Below are 22,028 nucleotides of genomic sequence, written 5' to 3'. Positions count from 1 at the left end.
GAGGCCATCATTGCCTACCATGGTCCAGTCGGTGGAACTGCTGTTCGACGAAGCGACCGACGTTGCCGTGCGCGCCGAGTGGCAACGCCTGTGGGATGCGGGGATGCCCAGCCGCACCCGGGTTCGCGCCGAATCGAATCGGCCCCACATCACCCTGTTCGTGGCACGCCATATCCCACCCGAGATCGACGAACTGCTGGGCCGCCGGATCGCGACGCCCTCGTTCCACATCCGGCTGGGCGGGCTCGTGATGTTCGGGGGCAGGCACGTCACGCTGTCCCGGTTGGTGGTGCCGTCGAAGGCCCTGCTGTCCCTGCACCGCAGCGTGTTCGATCTCGCGGAACATGCCACGGAGGTCACGCCGCACATCCGGCCGGGCGAGTGGACGCCGCACGTGACCCTCGCGCGGCGACTGCCTGCGGATCAGATCCCGGAGGCCGCGCGGCTGCTCGACGGCGGCGACATCGTCGGCCGGGCGTCGGTGGTGCGCCGGTGGGACGGGGACGCCAAACGCGAGTGGGTGGTGACGGCACCCCCGTGATCACGGTGTGCGCGCGGTGATCGTCGCGGCGGCCCTTCGCGAAGACCGTTGGGTGACGACGATTCCCGCGATCACCGCGAGCGCCCCGACGGGCTGGTTCCAGGAGATGTGCTCGTCGAGCGCGACCGCGCCGAGCACGACGCCGACGACCGGGGTCAGGTAGGTGACGGTGGACGCCGCGGTGGGCCCCCAGCCGCGCACCACGTTCGTGTTCCACACGAACGCCAGTCCCGTGCCGAACGCCCCGAGCCCGATCATCGACGCGACGATCGCGGGGGTCAGGTGCATCGGTGTGCTCGCGACCCACGGGGTGGCGAGCACCATGGCGGCTGCGGCGATCGACACCTGCATGAACGCGATGGTCGGAGTGCTCACGCCGCGCGGGAGGATGAACCGCCTCAGGTAGACCAGTGCCACGCCATAGGACGCGGTGGCGCCGAGGCACGCGAGTTGGGCGGGGACGCTGCCGAGAATCCCCGACTGCCACGGCGCCAGCACCACGACCACACCCGTGAACCCGAGCAGGAGACCGAACAACTTTGCGTCCGTGAGCTTCTCCCCTGGCAGGAATGCCAGGGCCACCGACATAGTCATCAGCGGTGTGGTGGCGTTGTAGATGCTGGCCAGCCCCGAACTGATGCTCTGCTCGGCCCAGCTGAACAGCAGCCACGGCAGCAGGCACTGCGCGACGGCCAGCACCGACAGGTGCGCCCAGGTCGCCGCTTCGCGCGGCAACCGCGTCCGGGTGATTCCGAGGACGGCGCCGAGGGTCACCGCCCCGAACACGAGTCGCCACAGCACGACCTGGGTGAAGGACAGGCCTTCGAGACCGACCTTGATGAAGAGGAAACTCGCGCCCCAGGCGAGCGCCGTGCCCGCGTACTGGACCGCCGGATTCCCTCTCAAAACCGGAAGTCTCCGTGCTGGATGACTTCGTTGTGGGTGTCGGGCGTGCGGCCGGCGAGCGCCAGCGCGTCGAGCGCCAGGAACACGAGGAGTACCACGACCAGGATTGTCATGCCTTCAGCCTGGTTCTCTCGGCCTCCGAGCAAAAGTGGCAGAAAAGACATAGTTGATCGTTTTCCTGCCATACTGGGTTGGTGCTGAAAAAGGTCGTCGTACCCCTCATGCCGCTCACCGAGGCGTTCGAACTCGGCGTCGCCTGCGAGGTGTTCGGTTTCGACCGATCCGACGACGGCCTGCCCACCTACGACTTCTCCCTCGTCGCCGGCTCACCGGAACCCATCCGCACCCGTTTCGGATACGGCATCGACGTCCCGTACGATCTCGACCGGCTCGACGACGCCGACCTCATCGTCGTTCCCGCGGGCGGCACCTACGCCGAGGACGACGGCTCCTACCTGTGCGCGAAGGAGCCCGCCCCGCACATGGATCCTCTCCTCGACAAACTCCGGGCCGCGGTGGACCGCGGCGCCAAGGTCGCCAGCCTGTGCAGCGGCGCGTTCGTGCTCGGGGCCGCCGGACTGCTGGACGGACGCAAGTGCACCACCCACTGGCGGCACGCCCGGCGGCTCGCCGAACTCCACCCGGCGGCCACCGTCGACCCGAACGTCCTCTACGTCGACGACGATCCGGTCCTGACCAGCGCCGGCACCGCCGCCGGCATCGACCTGTGCCTGCACATCGTGCGCAAGGAACAGGGCAGCAAGGTGGCCAACGTGATCGCCCGGCGCATGGTCGTCCCGCCGCACCGCGACGGCGGCCAGGCGCAGTACGTGGCGATGCCGCTGCCGTCGACGACGATCGACACCCTCGGGCCGCTGCTCGACTGGATGACCGAGCACCTCGCCCTCGACCTCACGGTGACCGCGGTGGCGGCCAAGGCCAACATGTCGCCCCGGACGTTCGCGCGACGATTCCAGGCCGAGACCGGAACCACCCCGGCCCGCTGGCTCAGCGACCAGCGGGTGCTGGCCGCGCAGCACCTGCTCGAGAACTCGGACCTTTCGGTCGACGTGATCGCCGAACGCGTCGGCTTCGGCGGTGGCGCGGTGCTGCGGCAGCATTTCCTGCGGCTGCGCCACACCACCCCGCAGGCGTACCGCCGCACGTTCCGGGACACGGAGCGCACCGGCTGACGAACCCGCAGGGAAGAATCGACGGCGACGCGGCGTTGCACAGGCAGACCCACCGATCGAAAGGACCCTCGTGGCCACCAAGACTCTGACTCAGCAGAACTTCGACGAGACCGTGACCGGCAACGACGTCGTTCTGGTCGACTTCTGGGCATCGTGGTGCGGACCGTGCCGCTCCTTCGCCCCCACCTTCGAGGCCTCGTCGGAGCAGCACCCCGACGTCGTACACGCCAAGGTCGACACCGAGGCGGAGCAGGGCATCGCCGCCGCCGCGAACATCCGCTCGATCCCGACCATCATGGCGTTCCGCGAGGGTGTGCTGGTGTTCAGTCAGCCGGGTGCGCTGCCGCCCGCGGCGCTCGAGGATCTTCTCACGCAGGTCAAGGCCCTCGACATGGACGAGGTGCGCAAGCAGATCGCCGAGCAGGCCCCCGCCGAATAGGGCGTAGGACCGCCGCGGCCGAACCGAGCGGAGGACCGCCGCCTAGTGCGCGGCGGCGTCCCAGCTGCGACCGGTGCCGACGGACACGTCGAGCGGCACCGACAGTTCGATGGCCGAGGCCATCTTGTCGCGGACCAGCTGTTCCACCTGGTCCCGTTCCGCTTCGACGACCTCGAGCACCAGTTCGTCGTGCACCTGCAGCAGCATGCGCGACTTCAGACCCGCCTCGCGCAGCGAACGCTGCACGTCGATCATCGCGACCTTGATGATGTCGGCGGCCGTGCCCTGGATGGGGGCGTTGAGCGCGGCACGCTCGGCGACCTCCCGCCGCTGGCGGTTGTCGCTGGTGAGGTCGGGCAGGTAGCGGCGGCGCCCGTACAGCGTCGACGTGTAGCCGTCCTTGCGGGCCTGTTCCACGACCTCGTGCAGGTAGTCACGCACCCCACCGAACCGGGCGAAGTACGCCTCCATCTGCGATTTGGCCTCTTCGGTCGAGATCTTGAGCTGCGCCGCCAGACCGAACGCGCTGAGCCCGTACGCCAGCCCGTACGACATCGCCTTCACGCGGCGGCGCAGCTCGGGGGTGACCTCCTCGATCGGCACGCCGAACGCGCGGGCACCGACGAAGCTGTGCAGATCCTCGCCGGTGTTGAACGCCTCGATCAGGCCCTCGTCGCCGGACACGTGCGCCATGATCCGCATCTCGATCTGGCTGTAGTCGGCGGTGAGCAGCGAGTCGAAGCCCTCGCCGACGACGAACCCGTCACGGATCTGACGGCCCGCGTCCGTGCGCACCGGGATGTTCTGGAGATTGGGCTCGGTGGACGACAACCGGCCGGTGGCGGCGACCGTCTGGTTGAACGTCGTGTGGATCCGGCCGTCCTCGGCGACCGTCTTCAGCAGACCGTCGACGGTCACCTTCAGCCGCGTCGCGTCGCGGTGCGCGAGAAGGTGCTCGAGGAACGGGTGCGACGTCTTCTCGAACAGGTTCTGCAGCGCCTCGGCGTCCGTGGTGTAGCCGGTCTTCGTCTTCTTCGTCTTGGGCATCTCCAGCTCGTCGAACAGCACGACCTGCAGCTGCTTGGGTGACCCGAGGTTGATCTGCTTGCCGATGACCCCGTAGGCCGCCTCCGCCGCCTCGGACACCTCGGCCGCGAACCGGCTCTGCAGGTCGTGCAGGTGGTCGCCGTCGACGGCGATACCGGACGCCTCGATGTCGGCCAGCACCGCCAGCAGCGGCAACTCCATCTCGGACAGCAGGGCCGTCGACTCGATGTTCTCGAGTTCCGTGTCGAGCGCGGCCGCGAGGTCGAGGACGGCGCGGGCACTGAGAATCTCGGTCTCGGCGGCTTCGGCGTCGACCTGATCGGCGTCGTCGAGCAGCGACAGCTGCTCCTGCCCGGTCTCCTCCACTCGCAGTTCCCTGCGCAGGTAGCGCAGCGACAGGTCGTCGAGGTTGAACGTCCGCTGCCCGGGGCGCACCAGGTACGCCGCCAGCGCGGTGTCGCTGGTGAGACCGCCGAGCATCCAGCCGCGTCCGCGCAGCGCGTGCATCGCCCACTTGGCCTCGTGCAGGGCCTTAGGCTGGGTCGCGTCCGCGAGCCAGTCGCCGAGCGCCTTCTCGTCCTCCGGGGTGGCGGACGCGGTGGCAATGTACGCGCCCTCGCCGTCGGCGGCTGCGACGGCGATCGCCGTCACGTCGCCGCCGTACGGGGTGCGGGTGCCGACCACCGACACCCCGGACCGCTCGCCCGCCGACGCGTGCGCCGACAGCCAGTCCGCGACCGCACCCGGCTCGAGCGCACTGCCGCGCACCTCGAAGCCCTCCTCCGCCTCGGCTTCGACCGGGGCGAGCGTCGCGAACAGCCGGTCGCGCAGCACCTTGAACTCGAGGTCGTCGAACAGCGCGTGGATCTTCTCCCGATCCCACTGGGCGAGCATCAGCTGGTCCGGGGTGTACGGCAGCGGGACGTCGCGCACCATCTCGGTGAGCTCACGGTTGAGCAGGACGTTCGGCAGGTTCTCCCGCAGCGCGTCACCGACCTTGCCCCGAACCTTGTCGACGTTGTCGACCAGCCCGACGAGATCGCCGTACTCCTTGATCCACTTGGTGGCGGTCTTCTCCCCCACCCCGGGGATGCCCGGCAGGTTGTCGCTCGGGTCGCCGCGCAGGGCCGCGAAGTCGGGGTACTGCGCAGGTGTGAGCCCGTACTTCTCCTCGACGGCCGCCGGCGTGAACCGGGTGAGGTCCGAGACGCCCTTCTTCGGGTAGAGCACCGTCACCCCGTCGGTCACGAGCTGGAGCGAGTCCCGGTCGCCGGTCACCACCAGGACGCGGTACCCGAGCACCTCCGCCTGGGTGGTGAGCGTGGCGATGACGTCGTCGGCCTCGAAGCCCTCCTCGGCCATCACCGGGATGCCGAGGGCCCCGAGGACGTCCTTGGTGATCTCGACCTGCCCCTTGAACTCGTCCGGGGCCTTGCTGCGGTTGGCCTTGTACTCGGGGAACTTCTCGGCCCGGAACGTCTGCCGGGACACGTCGAACGCCGCCGCCACATGGGTGGGCTGTTCGTCGCGCAGCAGGTTGATCAACATCGACGTGAACCCGTAGACGGCGTTGGTGACCTGACCGCTGTGCGTCTTGAAGTTCTCGGCGGGCAGGGCGTAGAACGCACGGAAGGCCAGCGAATGGCCGTCGAGCAGCATCAGGGTGGGGCGATCGTCGGACGGCGCGGCTGCGCCGGACGCGGGGGACGTGGTGGACCGGGGGGTGGTTGCAGGGCTCACGGTTGCCCAGTCTAGGGAGCGGATCCGACACCGATCAGCCGGATGGTTCGATACCCAACCGAAACGTGCCGGAAATCCGAGAACCCCATTTCGCGCGACCGGAGCCGTTAGAGTCCGGAAATTGCGGCACGGGCGGTAGTCGAGCCCGTCGCAGCACGTTCCTGACCGATCTACACGTTTCCGGAGGACCTGCGTGGCCCCAACCGTGAGGAAGCGACTCCCAGCAGTGAGTACGCGACCGACATCCGCGAGGAACCGCACGAGACGAGGTCCGGTCACCCGGCAACTCGGCCGTGCGTTCGTCCTCGTCCTACTCGGCCTCGTCGCGGCGATCGCCTTCGGCGGTCCCGCGGCGGCGCAGGAACCCACCCCACCGCCCCCACCGACCGCAACCAGTCAGCAACCGGCGCCCCCGGAGAACGCGGTGCGGGTCAGCGGCAATCTGAACAACGCCGGCGAACGGCTCGCGGACGTCGAGGTGCGCGCTCTCGATTCGTCGGGCAACGAGGTGGCGAAGGCGACGTCGGAGGCGAACGGCCGCTGGGAAGTCCAGGTCGCGCCCGGCACGTACACGTTCGAGATCGTGGCGGACTCGCTTCCCGACAATGTCAGCGTGCAGGGCACGGTGCAGCGTGAAGTGGTGGCCGGTCGCACCAACACGGTGATCTTCTCGTTCGGCGAGGCCCGCACCGGTTCCGGGGTGCCGTTCTACGAGAAACTGATTCGCCAGACCATCGACGGACTCCGGTTCGGTCTCGTCATCGCCATCGCCGGTGTCGGGCTGAGCCTGATCTACGGCACCACCGGCCTGACGAACTTCGCGCACGGCGAACTCGTCACCCTCGGCGCGGTCGCGGCGTGGGTGATCAACGTGACGTTCGGTGTGCAGCTGATCCCGGCCACCGTCCTCGCGGTGTTCGTGGGGATCCTGATCGGCCTGCTGAACAACGCCGCGATCTGGAAACCGCTGCGAAAACGCAAGACCGGCCTGATAGCCCAGCTGGTGGTGTCCATCGGGCTCGCGATCTCCCTGCGCTACCTGATCCTGATCTTCTTCTCCGATCGCGCGGAGCCGTTCGTCGACTACCAGGCGCAGGTGGAGCGGCACTGGGGTCCGATCGCGATCACCGACGCCAACCTCGTGTGCATCGCAATCAGCCTCGTCGTCCTCGTCGGAGTGGCCCTGCTGCTGCAGAAGACGCGCATCGGCAAGGCCATGCGGGCGGTGTCCGACAACCGCGACCTGGCCGCGTCCTCCGGCATCGACGTCGAACGGGTGATCCGCTTCGTGTGGGGGCTCGGCGGCGGCCTGGCCGCGCTCGGCGGCGTCCTGTTCGGCATCTCCGAACTCGGCGGCCGCGTGCAGTGGGAGATGGGTTTCAAACTCCTCCTGCTGATGTTCGCCGGCATCACCCTCGGCGGACTCGGCACCGCCTACGGCGCGCTGCTCGGCTGTGTGATCGTCGGTCTGCTCGTCCAGCTGTCGACGCTGGTGATCAACCCCGACCTCAAGTACATCGGAGGACTGCTCATCTTGATCGTCATCCTGGTCGTCCGGCCTCAGGGCATTCTCGGCAGCCGGCAAAGGATCGGGTGAGGGCATGGACATCGCAGGAGCACTCCAGGTCTCGCTCGCCCAGCTGATCGGCCCGTCCGCGATCTTCTACGCGCTGCTGGCAATCGGCCTCAACCTGCACTTCGGTTACGCCGGGCTGCTGAACTTCGGTCAGATCGGTTTCGCACTCCTCGGCGGCTACGGCGTCGGGATCATGACCGTCACCTACCAGCAGCCGCTGTGGGTCGGCATCCTCGTCGGTCTCGTCGCCGCCGGGTTGCTGGCCGTCGTCCTCGGTATCCCGACGCTGCGGCTGCGGGCCGACTACCTCGCCATCGTCACGATCGCCGCGTCCGAGATCCTGCGGCTGATATTCCGCTCCACCGCTTCGGATTCGATCACCGGCTCCACCAACGGCCTGTTCGGCTTCGCCGATCCGTTCACCACGCTCAGCCCGTTCGACTCCGGTAAGCAGTACAACTTCCTCGGGGTGAAGTTCTACGGCGACGACCTGTGGTCGATGGTCGTCGGCTGGACTCTCGTCCTGGTGCTGTGCGGGTTCGTGTACCTCCTCACGCACAGCCCGTGGGGCCGCGTCCTCAAGGCGGTCCGCGAGGACGAGGACGCCGCGCGCGCCCTCGGCAAGAACGTCTTCGTCTACAAGATGCAGGCGCTGGTCCTCGGCGGCATGATCGGCGGGCTCGGCGGTGTGTTCAACGCACTGCAGACCAAGTCGATCAACCCCGACTTCTACTCCACCGCCCAGACGTTCTTCGCGTTCGGTGCCCTCATCCTCGGCGGCGCGGCCACCGTCTTCGGACCGGTGGTCGGAGCGATGCTGTTCTGGTTCCTGCTGGCCATCCCGGACGCACTGCTGCGCCAGGCCATCTCCGGTCCGGAGCCGCTGCTGCCGCTGACGGAACAGCAGGTCGGGGCCATGCGCTTCGTCCTGCTCGGCATCATGATCGCGGTGCTCATGGTCTTCCGGCCGCAGGGCATACTGGGCAACAAGCGGGAGGTGCAGCTCAATGCCTGACCACAGACTGCCGGATCATCTGCAGACCGACACGGTGCTCACCGCCGAGCAACGGGCCTCGATCTTCACCGACGTCCCGCACTCCCCCGGCGCATCCAAACCCGACCCGATCCTTCTCGTCGACAACGTGTCCCGCACATTCGGCGGGCTCAAGGCCGTCGACGTGGCGCATCTCGAGATCCAGCGCGGCTGCATCACCGGACTGATCGGTCCGAACGGCGCGGGCAAGACCACCCTGTTCAACCTGCTCACCGGTTTCGACCGGCCGGACAGCGGTACGTGGTCGATGGACGGCCAGTCCCTCGGCCGGATGTATCCGCACCAGGTGGCCCGCCGCGGTGTCGTCCGCACGTTCCAGCTCACCAAGGCGCTGTCGAAGCTGACGGTGCTCGACAACGTGCGGCTCGGCGCCACCGGGCAGCGCGGCGAGCGGATTGTCAACACGCTGCTGCCATGGACGTGGAAGGCGCAGGAACGCGCCGTCACCGAACGGGCCAACGAACTGCTCGCGCGGTTCACACTCGACACCAAGTCCGACGATCTCGCCGGTTCGCTGTCCGGCGGTCAGCGCAAGCTGCTCGAGATGGCGCGGGCGCTGATGACCGAGCCGACCGTGGTGATGCTCGACGAGCCGATGGCCGGCGTGAACCCGGCGCTCACCCAGAGCCTGCTGGGCCACATCAAATCGCTTCGGGACGAGGGCATGACCGTGGTGTTCGTCGAACACGACATGGACGTCATCCGCGACATCAGCGACTGGGTGGTGGTGATGGCGCAGGGCAGTGTGATCGCCGAATCCACCCCGGAACACCTCTCGTCCAACAGCGCGGTGGTCGACGCGTACCTGGGCAGCCACCACGATCAGGCACTCGAGTTCGACGACGAGGGGAATCCGGTGGGCGCGACGGCCGTTCTGGCCGAGGCACTCGAGAGCGCCGAGGCCGAAACCCTCGAGACCGGCGGCGACCTCTCCGAACCCGACATCACCGACCTGAGGCGTGAGAACTCATGACCGAACCGACCCCAGCGGAATTCGCGGCCACACCCGAGGAGCACGCCCGGCTCGCCGAGGGTGCCCTCGTCCGCGCGGACGGTGTGGTGGCCGGGTATATCCCGGGCGTCAACATCCTCCGCGAATGCAATTTCTTCCTGCGCGAGGGTGAGATCGTCGGCATCATCGGCCCCAACGGCGCCGGCAAGTCCACTCTCCTGAAGTCGTTGTTCGGGTTGATCCCGGTGCGTGAGGGCTCGGTGACCCTGCGCGGTGAGGACATCACGTCCAAACCGGCCCACGTTCTCGTGCAGAAGGGCGTCGGCTATGTCCCGCAGACGCAGAACGTCTTTCCGTCGCTCACCATCGAGGAGAACCTCGAGATGGGGATGTATCTGCGCCCCAAGCGCTTCGCGGAGAGGTTCGCGTTCGTCGGCGACCTGTTCCCGCTGCTCGTCGAGCGGAAGAAGGTGAAGGCGGGCGCCCTGTCCGGCGGTGAGCGGCAGATGGTCGCCATGGGCCGGGCGCTGATGATGGATCCGTCCGTGCTGCTGCTCGACGAGCCGTCCGCCGGACTGTCCCCGATGTTCCAGGACGAGGTGTTCATCCGCTGCAAGAGAATCAACGCGGCGGGTGTCTCGGTGATCATGGTGGAACAGAACGCCCGGCGGTGCCTGCAGATCTGCGACCGCGGCTACGTCCTCGACCAGGGCCGCAACGCCTATACCGACTCGGGGCCCAACCTGATGCACGACCCGAAGGTGATCGAGTTGTACCTCGGCACCCTCGCGGGCAGCCAGGAGAAAAAGTAGTCCCAGCGGATCCGGACACGACTGTGGGCCAGGTTTCCCTGGCCCACAGTTCGTTTCAGACGAGTGCGATCACCCGCCGACGACGATGTACCCGTCCGTCGTCAGCTTGTTGTCGGCACCGAACTTCAGCTTGCCGTACGAACCGATGGACGGCTCGCCGGCTGCGGCGAAGTCGAGTTTGCCGGTGATGCCGTTGTAGTCGATGTCCGTTCCGGCCTGCACGAGCGGCAGGCATTCCTGGTACGACGTGCACGGCGTGCCGCCCTCGGTGACGTTGTTGATGTTCGCGGCGATGTCGCGACCCGCCGTCGACTTCGCGGCTTCCGCGGCGAGCGAGGCAATGACCACGGCGTCGTAGGACTCACCGGCGTAGTTGAAGTCGATCAGCCCCGGGTTGATGCCCTTGAGACGATCCTGGAAGGCCGGGCCGACGTCGGTGAGCGGGGTGGTGCCCTGCATGCCGTCGAGCAGCGGCGCCGCCACCGACTCGCCGAGTGCGTTACCCATGTTGCCGTCCACGCCGTAGACCTTCATGCCGTCGGACGGGCCGATGCCGACCTCGTGCATCCGGGTGATGATCTTCGCCGACTCCTCGAATCCCACCACCGCGACGGCGTCGGGCGCGAAGTCCTTGACCTGGTCGACCTCGGAGTTGAACGACTGCGCGTTGGGGTCGTAGATGATCTTCTGGATCTGGTCCTCGGGGATGCCCGCGTCGACGAGGTTCTTCTGGATGTTGTCGGCGAGCCCGGTGCCGTACGGGTCGTTGAGGGCCAGGATGGACACGCGCTGACCGCCGTCGTCCGAGATGAGTTGCGACACAGCCTGAGCCTGCAGGACGTCGGTGGGGGCGGTGCGGAAGTACTGCCCCTTGTCCGGGTAGCAGACGAACTGGTCGGACGTGTTGGCCGGGGAGAACATCACGACGCCGGCGCTGGACACCTTGTCGATGACCTTCAGCGACACCGACGACGACGCCGCACCGATGATCACCTGGGTGCCCGCCGCCAGTTCGCGGTCCACCGTGGTGTTCGCCGTATCGGTGGTGGTGTCGCCGGAGTCGCCGGGAATCAGCTGGACGGGCTGGCCGAGAACCCCTCCTGCCGCGTTGACGTCGTTGACGCCGAGCTGGGTGCCCGCCACCATCGGCGGTCCGAGGAAGGAGAGGCTTCCCGTGTCGGGGAGCAGGGTGCCGATCTTCAGCGGCGCCGTGGACGGGGCACCCGCTGCCGCCGCTTCTTCGGGGGTGCAGTCGGTGGAAACAGTGGTGGCCGAGGCAGAGCTGTCACTCCCGCTCGCGGAGTCGTCGCCACTGTCCGAACTACAACCTGCCAGTGCGAGAGATGCCGCGCCGAGAACCGCGGCCGCCCGCACGAGGGTCCGTTTAGCCATCCAAACTCTCCTTAGATCACCTGTGTGCGGGCGCCACCCGAGTTGGCGTCCGCTGTGGGATCAGACGCTAGCGGTCCGGCGGCTTTCGCGATCGGTCCGGAAAGGCTCGTGACCTTACTGTGATCTGATTACGACGAGTGTTTACGCGGCCGTAGCGTGGCGAGCGTCAGGCGCCGACGAGGAGGCGCACGGACTCGACCACCACCTGGCGCCGGCGGGCCCGGTCCGCGGGCGCCGAGGCGCCGAGTTCCGGGGTCTGCGTGTGCCAGGACATCGCGACGGACCGGACGACGGCGAGCAGCTCCACCGGCGCGAATCGGGTTGGCAGCACACCACTTTTCTGCGCCCGCTCGATATCGGCGAGCTTCGACCGGTTGGACGCGACCACCACCTGGAGCGGCTCACCGTCGGGCCGTTCGAGTTGGTACCAGGTGGCGAGCCGCAGCGTCGCCGGGTTGTCCTCGTACAGGTCGAACGAGCGTCCCGCGTAGCCCGGGAGGTCGGTGGCGTCGAAGCGCACCTGCTCGGTGAACGCCACCACGTGGGCGGCGAAGACGGCGTCGAACAGTTGCCCCTTGTCGCCGAAGTAGGCGTAGATCATCGACTTGTTCGCCTTGGCGGCGAGGGCGATGCGATCGACCCGCGCCCCGGCGATACCGAATTCGGCGAATTCGGCCGCCGCCGCATCGAGTAATCGTTTCTTCGTTGCCTCTGCATCACGGACCATGCGTCCACACTATCAACTAACCAGTTGGTTGACAGCTACGCCGCGCAGGTGTTCCATGGATCCCGTAAGCATCCAACCAGTCAGTTGCAAGCAGAAATGGGATCTCTCATGGCCAAGACCTGGCTCATCACCGGTAGTTCACGCGGTTTCGGCCAGGAACTCGCGACCGCGGTCCTGCGCGGTGGCGACAACGTCGTCGCCACCGCCCGCAGACCCGAACAGCTGACCGACCTGATCGACACGTACGGCGACCGGGTTCGGACGGTCGCCCTGGACGTCACCGACGCCGCGGCCGCCCGCGACGCCGTCGCGACCGCGGTCGAGGAGTTCGGCGGCCTCGACGTCGTGGTGAACAACGCCGGCTACGCCAACAGCGTCCCGATCGAGGAAATGGCCGACGACGACTTCCGGCAGCAGGTCGACGCCAACTTCTTCGGCGTCGTCAACGTCACGCGGGCTGCGCTGCCCATCCTGCGCGAGCAGCGCAGCGGCTGCTTCGTGCAGTTCTCCTCCGTCGGAGGCCGCGTCGGCGGCACACCCGGGCTGAGCGCCTACCAGGCCGCGAAGTTCGCCGTCGAGGGCTTCTCCGAAGTGCTGGCGGCCGAGGTGAGACCGTTCGGGGTGAAGGTGCTCATCGTGGAACCCGGGGCGTTTCGCACCGACTGGCAGGGCTCGTCGATGCAACGCAGCTCCGTCGGGCCCGACTACGAGGCGACGGTCGGCGCGATGAACCGCTACCGGGAGAACTCCGACGGCACCCAGCCTGGGGATCCGGCACGGGCCGCGCGGATCATCATGGATGTGGTTGCCGCCGAGGACGCCCCACTGCGCCTGCTGCTCGGGGCAGGCGCCGTCGCGATGGCCGAGAAGTCGTCCCGCGAACGCGCCGCCGAGGCCCTCGCCTGGGCCGACGTCAGCCGCTCCGCGGACTTCCCCGCCGGCGACTGACCCGCCACCAACGGAAGACGGCCCGGGCGAAAACGCGTCGGCTGCCGCCGATCTCGCCGGTCAGCTGGTGGGGGCTTCCCCACCGAGGGTCTCGAGCACCACCTGCGCGACCGCCTTCATCGTCGACCGGCGGTCCATCGCGGCCCGCTGGATCCACTTGAACGCTTCGGGCTCGGTCAAGGACTGCTTGTCCATCAGCACACCCTTGGCCCGCTCGACGATCTTGCGGGTCTCCAGCCGCTCGGACAGATCGGAGATCTCCCGCTCGAGCGCAGTCACCTCCTTGAACCGGCTGGCTGCCAACTCGACCGCGGGCACCAGGTCGGCCGTGGAGAACGGCTTGACGAGATAGGCCATCGCCCCGGCGTCGCGCGCCCGCTCCACCAGCTCGCGCTGACTGAACGCTGTGAGAATGACCACGGGCGCAATACGTTTCGCCGCGATCTCGGAGGCCGCGTCGATGCCGTCGCGGCGGGGCATCTTCACGTCCATGATCACGAGGTCGGGTTTCAGCTCCACCGCCAGGTCGACGGCGGCCTGCCCGTCCCCCGCCTCACCAACCACGTCGTAGCCCTCTTCCCGCAGCATCTCGACCAGATCGAGCCTGATCAGCGCCTCGTCCTCGGCCACCACGACCCGTCGCGGCTGCGACGGCACACCTTGCTGCTGGGGAGCGTTCATGGCCACCATTCTCCTCTGCTCGGACGACCCCGGCGCGGGGAGCGAACGTTAGAAGGGTACCGGTGGTTGACTCCCGGCGGCGATCTTCTACAGTGGTACAGCGCAACACGCCCTCGTATCCCAATTGGCAGAGGAAACGGATTCAAAACCCGTCCAGTGTGAGTTCGAGTCTCACCGAGGGCACCGCCGGGATCATCCCGCGATCGCAGGTCAGATGCATTCTCTGACCTGCGATTCGCATGTCGCCCCCGTTACGGCGTCCCTGTCACCACTGCCCGCCCGCGACCTGCCGGGTGGCGGCATTGATGCGGTTCCACAGGTTCACGCCGGCGATCGACAGCACCAGCGACGCGAGTTGCTCCTCGTCGTAGTGCCGGGCGGCCTCGGCCCACACCTCGTCGGGCACCGGGTCCGCGCGATCGCTCAACCGGGTCATCGACTCGGCCAGCGCGAGGGCCGCACGTTCGGCGTCGCTGAAGTACGGGGCCTCCCGCCACGCCGCCACCGCGAAGATCCGCTGATTGGTCTCGCCTTCCTTCTCCAGCTCACGCGCGTGCATGTCCACGTACACGCTGCAGCCGTTGATCTGGCTCGACCGCAGGTGCACGAGGGCGTGGGTCACCGGCGGCACGTTCGCCTTCGCCGTGGCCTTCCCCAGCGCCAGCAGAGACTTCATGGCGTCGGGAACGATCATCGCGGGGTTGGTCATCCGGGCTTTCATGATTGCCTGCCTCCAAAGGAATTCGGGTGGTGAGATGTCACACCGGCTTGTTTTCGTTGGTCACTGGTATGACGAACCGCGATGGGAGAATGTGACAGATGGACGCAGAAGAAGTTCTGGCGCACCGCTTCGAGGAGAACCGGACGCATCTGTCGGCGGTCGCGTACCGGATGCTCGGCTCGATCGGCGAAGCGGAGGACGCCGTGCAGGAGGGCTGGCTGCGACTCAGTCGCGCCGAGACGTCCGAGGTGCAGAACCTGCGTGGTTGGCTGACGACGGTCGTCGGGCGGGTCTGCCTCGACATGCTCCGATCCCGCAAGGCGCGGCGCGAGGATCCCCTGGAGGTCCATGTTCCGGATCCGATCGTTCGCGAGGTGGACGGGACCGATCCCGAGCACGAGGCGGTGCTGGGCGACTCCGTCGGTCTCGCGCTGCTGGTCGTTCTCGACACGCTGGCGCCCGCCGAGCGGCTCGCCTTCGTGCTGCACGACATGTTCGCCCTGTCCTTCGACGAGATCGCCCCGATCGCCGACCGCACGCCCGCCGCGACGCGGCAACTCGCAAGCCGGGCGCGCCGGCGAGTCCAGGGATCGGGGCACGCCCCGGAGACCGACCCGACCCGGCAGCGCGAGGTGGTCGAGGCATTCATGACCGCCTCGCGGGGCGGCAGGTTCGACGACCTCCTCGCCCTGCTCGACCCGGACATCGTCCTGCGGGCCGACCGCGGCGCCGACGGAGCCGACGTGGTGCGCGGATCCCGCGCAGTCGGCGAGCAGGCCCTCACGTTCTCGCGTTTCGCTCCTTTCGGCCGGCTCGCCCTGGTGAACGGCACACCCGGGGTGGTGACCGCGCCCGACGGAAAGACGTTCTCGGTCATGGCGTTCACCGTCTCCGGCGGGAAGATCGTCCGGATCGACATCCTGGCCGACCCGGTCCGTTTACAACGTCTGGGCATCTCCCCCGGCGACGTCTGACGACCCGCAGGTAGCGGCGGTTTTTTGTGCCCGATCCTGGGGATCTGCGGCGTCCTGCCAGTACCATGGTGGGACAGGTACGCCCTCGAGCACGGAGGTCACCCATGGAGCTCGGCACCGTCACTTTCACCTACGACGGGCGGGTAGCCCTTCGATTCCAGCAAGCGCTCTCGCACTCGCCGGAGAAGGTGTGGCGTGTTCTCACCGACCCGCAGTACCTGAAGGACTGGTTTCCCGCCGACGTCGACTTCGACCTCACCCCGGGGGCCGACCTCGTCTTCCGGGTGACACCGGAGCAGGTGCGCCGGTTCGGACTGCCCGCAGATCAGACCACCACCGGAACGGTCATCTCGGTGCATCCCGCGCACATCCTCGAATACCTGTGGGACGCCGAGACGCTGCACTGGGAACTCGTTCCCGACGGCAGCGGCGGCTGCTGGCTGACGCTCACCCACACCGTGGAGGAAGAGGAATCCGCCTACGCGCACGCCGCCGGCTGGCACGCGGGGCTCGAGGTCGTCGAAGCGCAATTGGACGGCCGCGAAGTCGACTGGTCGCTGTGGGATCGCGCCGACGAACTCGCCGAGTCCTACCGCAAGACGTCCTGACCACCAGAATTCCCCGACCACGCGAAGTCACCGACAGTAGGGAGTGCGTATCCCGGGCAGCACCACCACACCGGCAGCAACCTACGTGAAGGAGGTCACCGGCGAGGCGACGCGGCGATGGGGTGTGCACGGCACCGACCTCGGTTGTCCGGTGCGCCTGTCCGACGGCCGGGTCGCGTTCTTCTTCGGCGACACGTTCAGCTCCCGCGGCCGGAGCGGCCGGGGGTGGCGCAGTCCCGTGATGTTGCGCTCCACCACAACCGATCTCCGCGGCGGCATCGAGTTCGACTCCGCGGGCGGGGGCCGGACGGCGAGGGAGATCCTGCCGAACGCGCACGACGTCCGCGAATCACCCGACCGGGAATCGGCGGGCAGCGAGTTCACCGTGGTTCCCGCGGACGCCGTCACGATCGGCGACCGGACCTACCTGTCCGTCGTCAGTGTGCACTCGTGGGCGTCGCAGGGGTGGCCGACGAACTTCACGTATCTCGCCTGGTCCGACGACGGCGGCGAGCGCTGGCACCGGACACGCGCCCGGTGGGACAACCGCGGCGGTTCGCTCGACCAACTGTGGACGATGGAACGGCACGAGGGCTACGTCTATGTCGTCTCGAGTGCGTTCGACCGCACCAATCCGGGTGGAATGATCCTGCGCCGAGTCCCCGAAGCGCGGATCCTCGAACCCGGAGCCTACGCAGACTGGGGCTGGGACCGTGGCACGGGGTGGGCGTGGGGACAGCCCGCGACCCCGATCTTGCCGGGTCCCGTCGGGGAGATGTGCCTGCGGCGGATCGACGGCACCTGGGTCCTCGCTTACTTCGACCCCACCGCCTACGCGATCGTCACCCGCACGGCGCAGCGCATCGACGGACGGTGGTCGGAGCCGACGGTGCAGGTTGCCGGCGGCGACTGGGGAGCCGCGGACGGCACGTGGGCGCAGATCTACGGCGGATACGTCCACCCGGCGTCCACGTTGGACGAACTGCATCTGCTTGTGTCGCAATGGAACACGACGACCGGGGACCCCTACCGGGTGCTGCAGTTCACCACCCGGCTGGACGCGCCCGTCACCCCACCAGCTCCGACTCCGTCCACCGCCCTTCCCCTTCGAGTTCCACACCACGGGAATGGAATTGGTTGAGCGTGCTGCGGTGCCCCACGCTCACCACGATGCTGTCGGGGAGTTCGGTCCTGAGCAGGGTGTAGAGCGTGTGCTCGAGGCCCTCGTCGATCGCCGACGTGGCCTCGTCGAGGAAGATCACCGCTGGACGGGCGATCAGCACCCGCGCGAACGCGAGACGCTGCTGCTCGCCCGGCGACAGGATCCGCGTCCAGTCGGCGGTCTCGTCGAGCCGATCACTCAGATTGCCGAGCGACACCCTCGACAGCGCACCACGCACGACGTCGTCGGACGCCGTCGGCTCCTTCGGGTAGGCCAGGGCGGTGCGTAGCGACCCGAGCGGCAGGTACGGGCGCTGGGACAGGAAGATGGCCTCCCCCGACGGCCGCGACACCGTGCCGTCGGCGTATGGCCACAGATCCGCGAGGGTACGGAGCAACGTAGTCTTGCCCGAACCGGACGGCCCCTTGACCAGCAGCGACTGCCCGGGGGTCACGGTGAGCGCGAGGCCCTCGATGAGGGTCTCCCCCGTCGGGATGCGCACGTCCAGCTTTTCGACCTGCAGATCGTCGCCCGACTTGCCGGTCCTCAGGACCGGAAGTTCGGCGGCGTGCAGGTTGTCGTTGGCGAGGCCGTTGAGTCGGATGAGGGTCGCGCGGAAACTGGCGAAGTCAGCATACGACTCGCGGAAGAAGGACAGCGAGTCGTGGACCTGACCGAAGGCCTGCGACGTCTGCATCACGTCACCGAGAGACACCTGGCCGGTGAACAGTCGCGGACCCTGCACCAGGAACGGGAAGATGACGGCCGTCTGGTTGACGGTGAGGTTCCAGCCGCTGAACTTCAACGTCCGGAAGACGATCTGCCACATGTTCCGGATGACGTCCGCGAACCGTCCGGCGAGGGTGCGCCGCTCGACGTTCTCGCCGCGGTAGAACGCGATGCTCTCGCCGTACTCCCGCACCCGGATCAGCGCGTAGCGGAAGTTGGCGCCGAGTTTCTCGTTGAGGAAGTTCAGCTTGATGAGGGGCTTGCCGATCCAGAACGCCACCGCCGTGGTCACCAGCACGTAGATGTAGACGAGGAAGATCATCGCCCGCGAGATCTCGACGCCGAACACGGTCATCGGGCCGGACAGGTCCCACAGGATCCCCGTGAACGACACGATCGACAGCACCGCGGTCACCGCGCCCATCGACAGCGAGCGGGACGTGGTCACGAAGTTGGTGATGTCGGCCTGGATGCGCTGATCCGGGTTGTCGATCGCGTCGCCGAGGAACCGGTCGCGGTAGTAGGCGCGGCTGTCGAGCCAGTCGTCGACGAGATGGTGGTTGAGCCATGTCCGCCAGTCGATGTCGAGGGTCTGCCCGATCACGTACTCGACGAGGGCACGGACCACGTGGACCGTCGCCAGGATGGCGAACACCCGGAGAAAGTGCCAGAACGCCGGCTCGTCCAGGTTCTGGATCGAATCGTAGAAGTCGTTGTACCAGTAGGAGAACAGCACCGTCATGCGCACCGCGAAGACCGTCGACAGCAGCAGCGCCGCCAGGATGGTCAACGGCTTGAGGCTGCGCCGCGGATCGAAGTAGGGCGCGGCGAAGCGCCAGAACTGCCTACCCCATTTGGTGAACCGCGCGAGCAGTATCACCACGACGACGAACGCGACGACAGTCATGACGTATGCCTTGAGCAGCCACATCGAGCTGTCCCATACGACGTTGTTCCAGTCCACGACCCATATCCCCGATCACGAGGTGAAACTCACCAGAAAAGATGGCGAAGTCTAACCCCGGAGGTCGGTGATGGGCGAGAGATCCGCGCAGGACACGCGTCGACCCGGAAGACACAGACCGCCCGATGTCCCATTTGCGCGGTTTCGGCCGCGCGGGTGGACATCGGGCGAGGTGAACGGTCCCCAGGCGACAGGGGGTTCTACGAGTCCTTCTCGGGTTCAGGCTCTTTCAGATTGCCGTCGTCGTCGACGTAGTCGTCGAAGGCGGTTCCCGACACCGTGCCGCCGGAGCCGGGCAGGACGACCGTCTCGCGGGCCCCCGGCTCGTAGCGGGCGTCGATCTCCTCCACCTTCTTCCTGGCTTCGGCGAGCGCCTCGTCGTCGGGCACGGGAACTTCGCTCTCGGCCGGCCGGCCGGCCTTCTTCTCGGGTTCGTCTGCGCTCATGGTGCACGTCCGTTCCGTTTCGGTGATTCCAGACCGACCATACGCCGCGGCCACCGGTTGAACTGCCGTTCAAAGCCGTTCGGTGGCAACGGAATGGCACTGCTCTTATTGGCGCGGCGGGAAGTGCCGGATGAGCCCCTCCTGGACCACCGTCGCCAGCAACTCCCCGTCGAGGGAGAAGAAGCGCCCCGTCGCGAGACCGCGGGAACCTGCCGCGACCGGCGACTCGGTGGCGTACAACGTCCAGTCGTCGAAGCGGAACGGCCGGTGGAACCAGATGGAATGGTTCACGGTGGCCGCGACGATCCGGTCCAGCCCCCACGACAGGCCGTGGGTGGTGATGATGGAGTCCAGGACCGTGGTGTCCGACGAGTAGCCCATGACGGCCACGTGAATGAGTGGGTCGTCCGGAAGGTCGCCGTCCGATTTCATCCAGACCCGGTTGTGGGTGAGTTTCTCCCCCGTGCCCTTCATGATCCACGACGGGTCGTTCGCGTACCGCATGTCGATCGGCTTGAGCGCGTCGACGAACATCTTCAACCGGTCTTCGTAACCCTGGAAGTGGTCGCCGAGCGGCGGCAGCGTGTCCGGGAACGGGACGTCGGGCACCTCGACCGCGTGCTCGAGACCCTTGCCCCAGTCCTGGAACGCCGCCAGCATGACGAACAGTTCCTGACCGTCCTGCAGGGCGGTGACCTGGCGATTCGCGAAGGCCCGCCCGTCGCGGTGCCGCTCGACGCGGTACTCGATGGGTTCCTTGACGTTTCCGCCGCGGATGAAGTGGGCGTTGACTGCGTGCACGGCGCGCTCGCCGCTGACGGTGCGGCCGGCGGCGACCAGTGCCTGGGAGATCAACTGGCCGCCGAACGTCCGGCTACCCACCTGCGCGGGATGCCGACCTCGGTACGTGTCCTCCCCGGTCCTCTCGAGATCGAGAAGTTCGAGCAGGGTCTGGAGATCGGTCTTCGCCGCGACTTCGCTCACCTAGTGGTCCTCTTCGCCGATTCTGTGGACGTGGATCAGGTTGGTCGAGCCTACGGTGCCGGGCGGCGACCCCGCCACGATGACCACCAGCTCACCCTTCTGATACCGGCCCAACCCCAGCAACGCGTTGTCGACCTGCCGCACCATCGCATCCGTACTGTCCACCGGATCGACGATGAACGTCTCCGTCCCCCACGTCAGCGACAACTGGCTGCGCACCTCCGGCAACGGGGTGAACGCCAGCAACGGCAACGGCGTGTGCAACCGCGCCAACCGGCGCACCGTGTCCCCGGACTGCGTGAACGCCACCAACGCCTTCGCATCCAGGCGCTCCCCGATGTCGCGGGCCGCGTACGAGATCACACCCCGCTTGGTGCGCGGCACGTGCGTCAGCGGCGGCACCTGGGTGGACTCGTTCTCCACCGCCTCCACGATCCGCGCCATCGTGCGCACCGTCTCCATCACGTACTTCCCCACCGACGTCTCACCGGACAGCATCACCGCGTCCGCACCGTCGAGCACCGCGTTCGCGACATCCGACGCCTCCGCGCGGGTCGGCCGCGAATTCTCGATCATCGACTCCAGCATCTGCGTGGCCACGATCACCGGCTTCGCGTTCTCCCGGGCGATCTGAATGGCCCGCTTCTGCACCAGCGGCACCTGCTCGAGCGGCAACTCCACCCCCAGGTCACCGCGGGCGACCATCACCGCGTCGAACGCCAGCACGATCGCCTCGAGGTTGTCGATCGCCTCCGGCTTCTCCAGCTTCGCGATCACCGGGATCCGCCGGCCCACCCGGTCCATCACCGCGTGCACCAGCTCCACATCCGCCGGGGACCGCACGAACGACAACGCGATGAAGTCGACACCCAACCCGAGCGCGAACTCCAGGTCCGCGATGTCCTTCTCCGACAGCGCCGGAACCGACACGTTCATCCCCGGCAGCGACACACCCTTGTTGTTGCTGACCGGGCCGCCCTCGGTGACCCGGCAGATCACGTCGTTGCCCTCCACACCGGAGACGACGAGACCGACCTTGCCGTCGTCGACCAGCAGCCGATCGCCCGGCTTGGCGTCCTCCGCCAACTGCTTGTAGGTGGTCGAGACCCGGTCGTGGGTGCCCTCGCACTCGTCGACGGTGATCCGCACCTCCTCACCGTTGGCCCACGTGGTGCGACCCTCCGCGAACCGGCCCAGCCGGATCTTCGGGCCCTGCAGGTCGGCCAGGACACCGACCGCCTTGCCCGTCGCGTCCGAGGCCGCCCTCACGCGTTTGTAGTTCTCCTCGTGATCGGCGTGTTCGCCGTGGCTGAAGTTCAGCCGCGCCACGTCCATACCGCTTTCGACGAGTTCGCGAATACGGTCACCGGTGGCGGTAGCAGGTCCAAGTGTGCATACGATCTTCGTGCGTCGGTTCACGGCCTCGAGCCTA

At 67.5% G+C, this 22,028-nt stretch carries 21 protein-coding genes and 1 tRNA gene; 12 read left to right on the top strand and 10 right to left on the bottom strand.

The annotated features are described in order from the left end of the window. Positions 1–19 precede the first annotated feature (19 nt). Positions 20–541, top strand: coding sequence for a 2'-5' RNA ligase family protein (locus CJ179_RS41310; protein ID WP_095865283.1), 522 nt, complete (start codon positions 20–22; stop codon positions 539–541). Here CJ179_RS41310 and CJ179_RS41305 read toward each other — a convergent pair whose 3' ends face one another. Next, the gene (locus CJ179_RS41305; protein WP_095865282.1) at positions 542–1,447 is read right to left on the bottom strand and encodes a DMT family transporter; all 906 of its coding nucleotides are present in this window, start codon (positions 1,445–1,447) and stop codon (positions 542–544) included. It abuts the gene before it with no gap. A 194-nt stretch (positions 1,448–1,641) separates the two neighbouring features. Between CJ179_RS41305 and CJ179_RS41300 the strand changes: the two genes are divergently transcribed. Together CJ179_RS41300 and trxA are read left to right on the top strand one after the other, a co-directional pair. Further along, complete coding sequence (locus tag CJ179_RS41300) at positions 1,642–2,640, top strand: helix-turn-helix domain-containing protein (protein WP_072949321.1); 999 nt, start codon at positions 1,642–1,644, stop codon at positions 2,638–2,640. A gap of 70 nt (positions 2,641–2,710) precedes the next feature. Then, the gene (gene trxA, locus CJ179_RS41295) at positions 2,711–3,079 is read left to right on the top strand and encodes a thioredoxin (protein WP_005260388.1); all 369 of its coding nucleotides are present in this window, start codon (positions 2,711–2,713) and stop codon (positions 3,077–3,079) included. A gap of 42 nt (positions 3,080–3,121) precedes the next feature. Here trxA and polA read toward each other — a convergent pair whose 3' ends face one another. Further along, positions 3,122–5,866, bottom strand: a complete 2,745-nt coding sequence (gene polA / locus CJ179_RS41290; protein WP_095865281.1) for a DNA polymerase I — start codon at positions 5,864–5,866, stop codon at positions 3,122–3,124. A 226-nt stretch (positions 5,867–6,092) separates the two neighbouring features. Here polA and CJ179_RS41285 point away from each other — a divergent pair, with 226 nt between their 5' ends. The 4 genes from CJ179_RS41285 to CJ179_RS41270 are packed head-to-tail and all read left to right on the top strand — an operon-like array spanning position 6,093 to position 10,260. Continuing rightward, positions 6,093–7,463: a branched-chain amino acid ABC transporter permease gene (locus tag CJ179_RS41285; RefSeq protein WP_072949325.1), complete on the top strand. Its 1,371-nt coding sequence runs from the start codon at positions 6,093–6,095 to the stop codon at positions 7,461–7,463. A gap of 4 nt (positions 7,464–7,467) precedes the next feature. After that, entirely contained in the window at positions 7,468–8,457 is a 990-nt protein-coding gene (locus CJ179_RS41280) for a branched-chain amino acid ABC transporter permease (RefSeq protein ID WP_072949327.1), read from the top strand. Continuing rightward, positions 8,450–9,469, top strand: a complete 1,020-nt coding sequence (locus tag CJ179_RS41275; protein WP_095865280.1) for an ABC transporter ATP-binding protein — start codon at positions 8,450–8,452, stop codon at positions 9,467–9,469. Before CJ179_RS41280 ends, CJ179_RS41275 begins: the two co-directional genes overlap by 8 nt. Continuing rightward, entirely contained in the window at positions 9,466–10,260 is a 795-nt protein-coding gene (locus CJ179_RS41270) for an ABC transporter ATP-binding protein (protein ID WP_072949330.1), read from the top strand. Before CJ179_RS41275 ends, CJ179_RS41270 begins: the two co-directional genes overlap by 4 nt. Before the next feature lie 69 nt (positions 10,261–10,329). On the opposite strand, the gene CJ179_RS41265 is transcribed toward CJ179_RS41270, so the two are convergent. Then, positions 10,330–11,652: an ABC transporter substrate-binding protein gene (locus CJ179_RS41265; RefSeq protein WP_074933928.1), complete on the bottom strand. Its 1,323-nt coding sequence runs from the start codon at positions 11,650–11,652 to the stop codon at positions 10,330–10,332. Positions 11,653–11,818: 166 nt separating this feature from the next. Then, the gene (locus tag CJ179_RS41260) at positions 11,819–12,379 is read right to left on the bottom strand and encodes a TetR family transcriptional regulator (RefSeq protein ID WP_072951539.1); all 561 of its coding nucleotides are present in this window, start codon (positions 12,377–12,379) and stop codon (positions 11,819–11,821) included. 108 nt (positions 12,380–12,487) lie between these two features. Here CJ179_RS41260 and CJ179_RS41255 point away from each other — a divergent pair, with 108 nt between their 5' ends. After that, entirely contained in the window at positions 12,488–13,327 is an 840-nt protein-coding gene (locus CJ179_RS41255) for an oxidoreductase (RefSeq protein ID WP_095865279.1), read from the top strand. 60 nt (positions 13,328–13,387) lie between these two features. On the opposite strand, the gene CJ179_RS41250 is transcribed toward CJ179_RS41255, so the two are convergent. Then, complete coding sequence (locus CJ179_RS41250; RefSeq protein WP_083395834.1) at positions 13,388–14,017, bottom strand: ANTAR domain-containing response regulator; 630 nt, start codon at positions 14,015–14,017, stop codon at positions 13,388–13,390. 100 nt (positions 14,018–14,117) lie between these two features. Between CJ179_RS41250 and CJ179_RS41245 the strand changes: the two genes are divergently transcribed. After that, positions 14,118–14,191: transfer RNA gene (locus CJ179_RS41245), tRNA-Leu, on the top strand. Between the two features lie 82 nt (positions 14,192–14,273). Here CJ179_RS41245 and CJ179_RS41240 read toward each other — a convergent pair. Then, positions 14,274–14,729 carry a carboxymuconolactone decarboxylase family protein gene (locus CJ179_RS41240; RefSeq protein ID WP_095865278.1) on the bottom strand — a complete coding sequence of 152 codons (456 nt, stop codon included), beginning with the start codon at positions 14,727–14,729 and terminating at the stop codon, positions 14,274–14,276. 98 nt (positions 14,730–14,827) lie between these two features. On the opposite strand from CJ179_RS41240, the gene CJ179_RS41235 reads away from it, so the two are divergent. The 3 genes from CJ179_RS41235 to CJ179_RS41225 all read left to right on the top strand — a co-directional run bounded on the left by CJ179_RS41235 (position 14,828) and on the right by CJ179_RS41225 (position 17,452). Next, positions 14,828–15,703, top strand: coding sequence for a sigma-70 family RNA polymerase sigma factor (locus CJ179_RS41235; protein ID WP_095865277.1), 876 nt, complete (start codon positions 14,828–14,830; stop codon positions 15,701–15,703). Between the two features lie 104 nt (positions 15,704–15,807). Beyond that, a complete protein-coding gene (locus CJ179_RS41230) occupies positions 15,808–16,311 on the top strand; it encodes an SRPBCC family protein (RefSeq protein ID WP_072951548.1) in 504 nt (167 codons plus the stop codon). A 43-nt stretch (positions 16,312–16,354) separates the two neighbouring features. Then, positions 16,355–17,452: a DUF4185 domain-containing protein gene (locus CJ179_RS41225; RefSeq protein ID WP_095865276.1), complete on the top strand. Its 1,098-nt coding sequence runs from the start codon at positions 16,355–16,357 to the stop codon at positions 17,450–17,452. Here CJ179_RS41225 and CJ179_RS41220 read toward each other — a convergent pair. The 4 genes from CJ179_RS41220 to pyk form a co-directional block, all read right to left on the bottom strand. Beyond that, the gene (locus tag CJ179_RS41220) at positions 17,379–19,166 is read right to left on the bottom strand and encodes an ABC transporter ATP-binding protein/permease (protein ID WP_095865275.1); all 1,788 of its coding nucleotides are present in this window, start codon (positions 19,164–19,166) and stop codon (positions 17,379–17,381) included. The two genes, CJ179_RS41225 and CJ179_RS41220, sit on opposite strands and share 74 nt — an antisense overlap. Before the next feature lie 200 nt (positions 19,167–19,366). Then, the gene (locus CJ179_RS41215; RefSeq protein WP_072951555.1) at positions 19,367–19,612 is read right to left on the bottom strand and encodes a hypothetical protein; all 246 of its coding nucleotides are present in this window, start codon (positions 19,610–19,612) and stop codon (positions 19,367–19,369) included. Between the two features lie 105 nt (positions 19,613–19,717). After that, positions 19,718–20,596 carry an acyl-CoA thioesterase II gene (locus tag CJ179_RS41210; protein ID WP_072951558.1) on the bottom strand — a complete coding sequence of 293 codons (879 nt, stop codon included), beginning with the start codon at positions 20,594–20,596 and terminating at the stop codon, positions 19,718–19,720. Then, positions 20,597–22,015, bottom strand: coding sequence for a pyruvate kinase (gene pyk, locus CJ179_RS41205; RefSeq protein WP_074933926.1), 1,419 nt, complete (start codon positions 22,013–22,015; stop codon positions 20,597–20,599). Positions 22,016–22,028: the final 13 nt, after the last annotated feature.

The sequence above is a fragment of the Rhodococcus sp. ACS1 genome (assembly GCF_002300155.1).
Taxonomy (GTDB): Bacteria; Actinomycetota; Actinomycetes; order Mycobacteriales; family Mycobacteriaceae; genus Rhodococcus_F; species Rhodococcus_F koreensis.
The sequence above is the reverse complement of the archived record's forward strand: the minus strand, read 5'-3'. Positions and strand labels throughout refer to the sequence as shown.

Coding starts and splice junctions, on each gene's coding strand:
- CJ179_RS41310 (WP_095865283.1), top strand. CDS start 20: ATGGTCCAGTCGGTGGAACTGCTGTTCGACGAAGCGACCGACGTTGCC.
- CJ179_RS41280 (WP_072949327.1), top strand. CDS start 7,468: ATGGACATCGCAGGAGCACTCCAGGTCTCGCTCGCCCAGCTGATCGGC.
- CJ179_RS41275 (WP_095865280.1), top strand. CDS start 8,450: ATGCCTGACCACAGACTGCCGGATCATCTGCAGACCGACACGGTGCTC.
- CJ179_RS41270 (WP_072949330.1), top strand. CDS start 9,466: ATGACCGAACCGACCCCAGCGGAATTCGCGGCCACACCCGAGGAGCAC.
- CJ179_RS41265 (WP_074933928.1), bottom strand. CDS start 11,652: ATGGCTAAACGGACCCTCGTGCGGGCGGCCGCGGTTCTCGGCGCGGCA.
- CJ179_RS41260 (WP_072951539.1), bottom strand. CDS start 12,379: ATGGTCCGTGATGCAGAGGCAACGAAGAAACGATTACTCGATGCGGCG.
- CJ179_RS41255 (WP_095865279.1), top strand. CDS start 12,488: ATGGCCAAGACCTGGCTCATCACCGGTAGTTCACGCGGTTTCGGCCAG.
- CJ179_RS41250 (WP_083395834.1), bottom strand. CDS start 14,017: ATGGTGGCCATGAACGCTCCCCAGCAGCAAGGTGTGCCGTCGCAGCCG.
- CJ179_RS41240 (WP_095865278.1), bottom strand. CDS start 14,729: ATGAAAGCCCGGATGACCAACCCCGCGATGATCGTTCCCGACGCCATG.
- CJ179_RS41235 (WP_095865277.1), top strand. CDS start 14,828: ATGGACGCAGAAGAAGTTCTGGCGCACCGCTTCGAGGAGAACCGGACG.
- CJ179_RS41230 (WP_072951548.1), top strand. CDS start 15,808: ATGGAGCTCGGCACCGTCACTTTCACCTACGACGGGCGGGTAGCCCTT.
- CJ179_RS41215 (WP_072951555.1), bottom strand. CDS start 19,612: ATGAGCGCAGACGAACCCGAGAAGAAGGCCGGCCGGCCGGCCGAGAGC.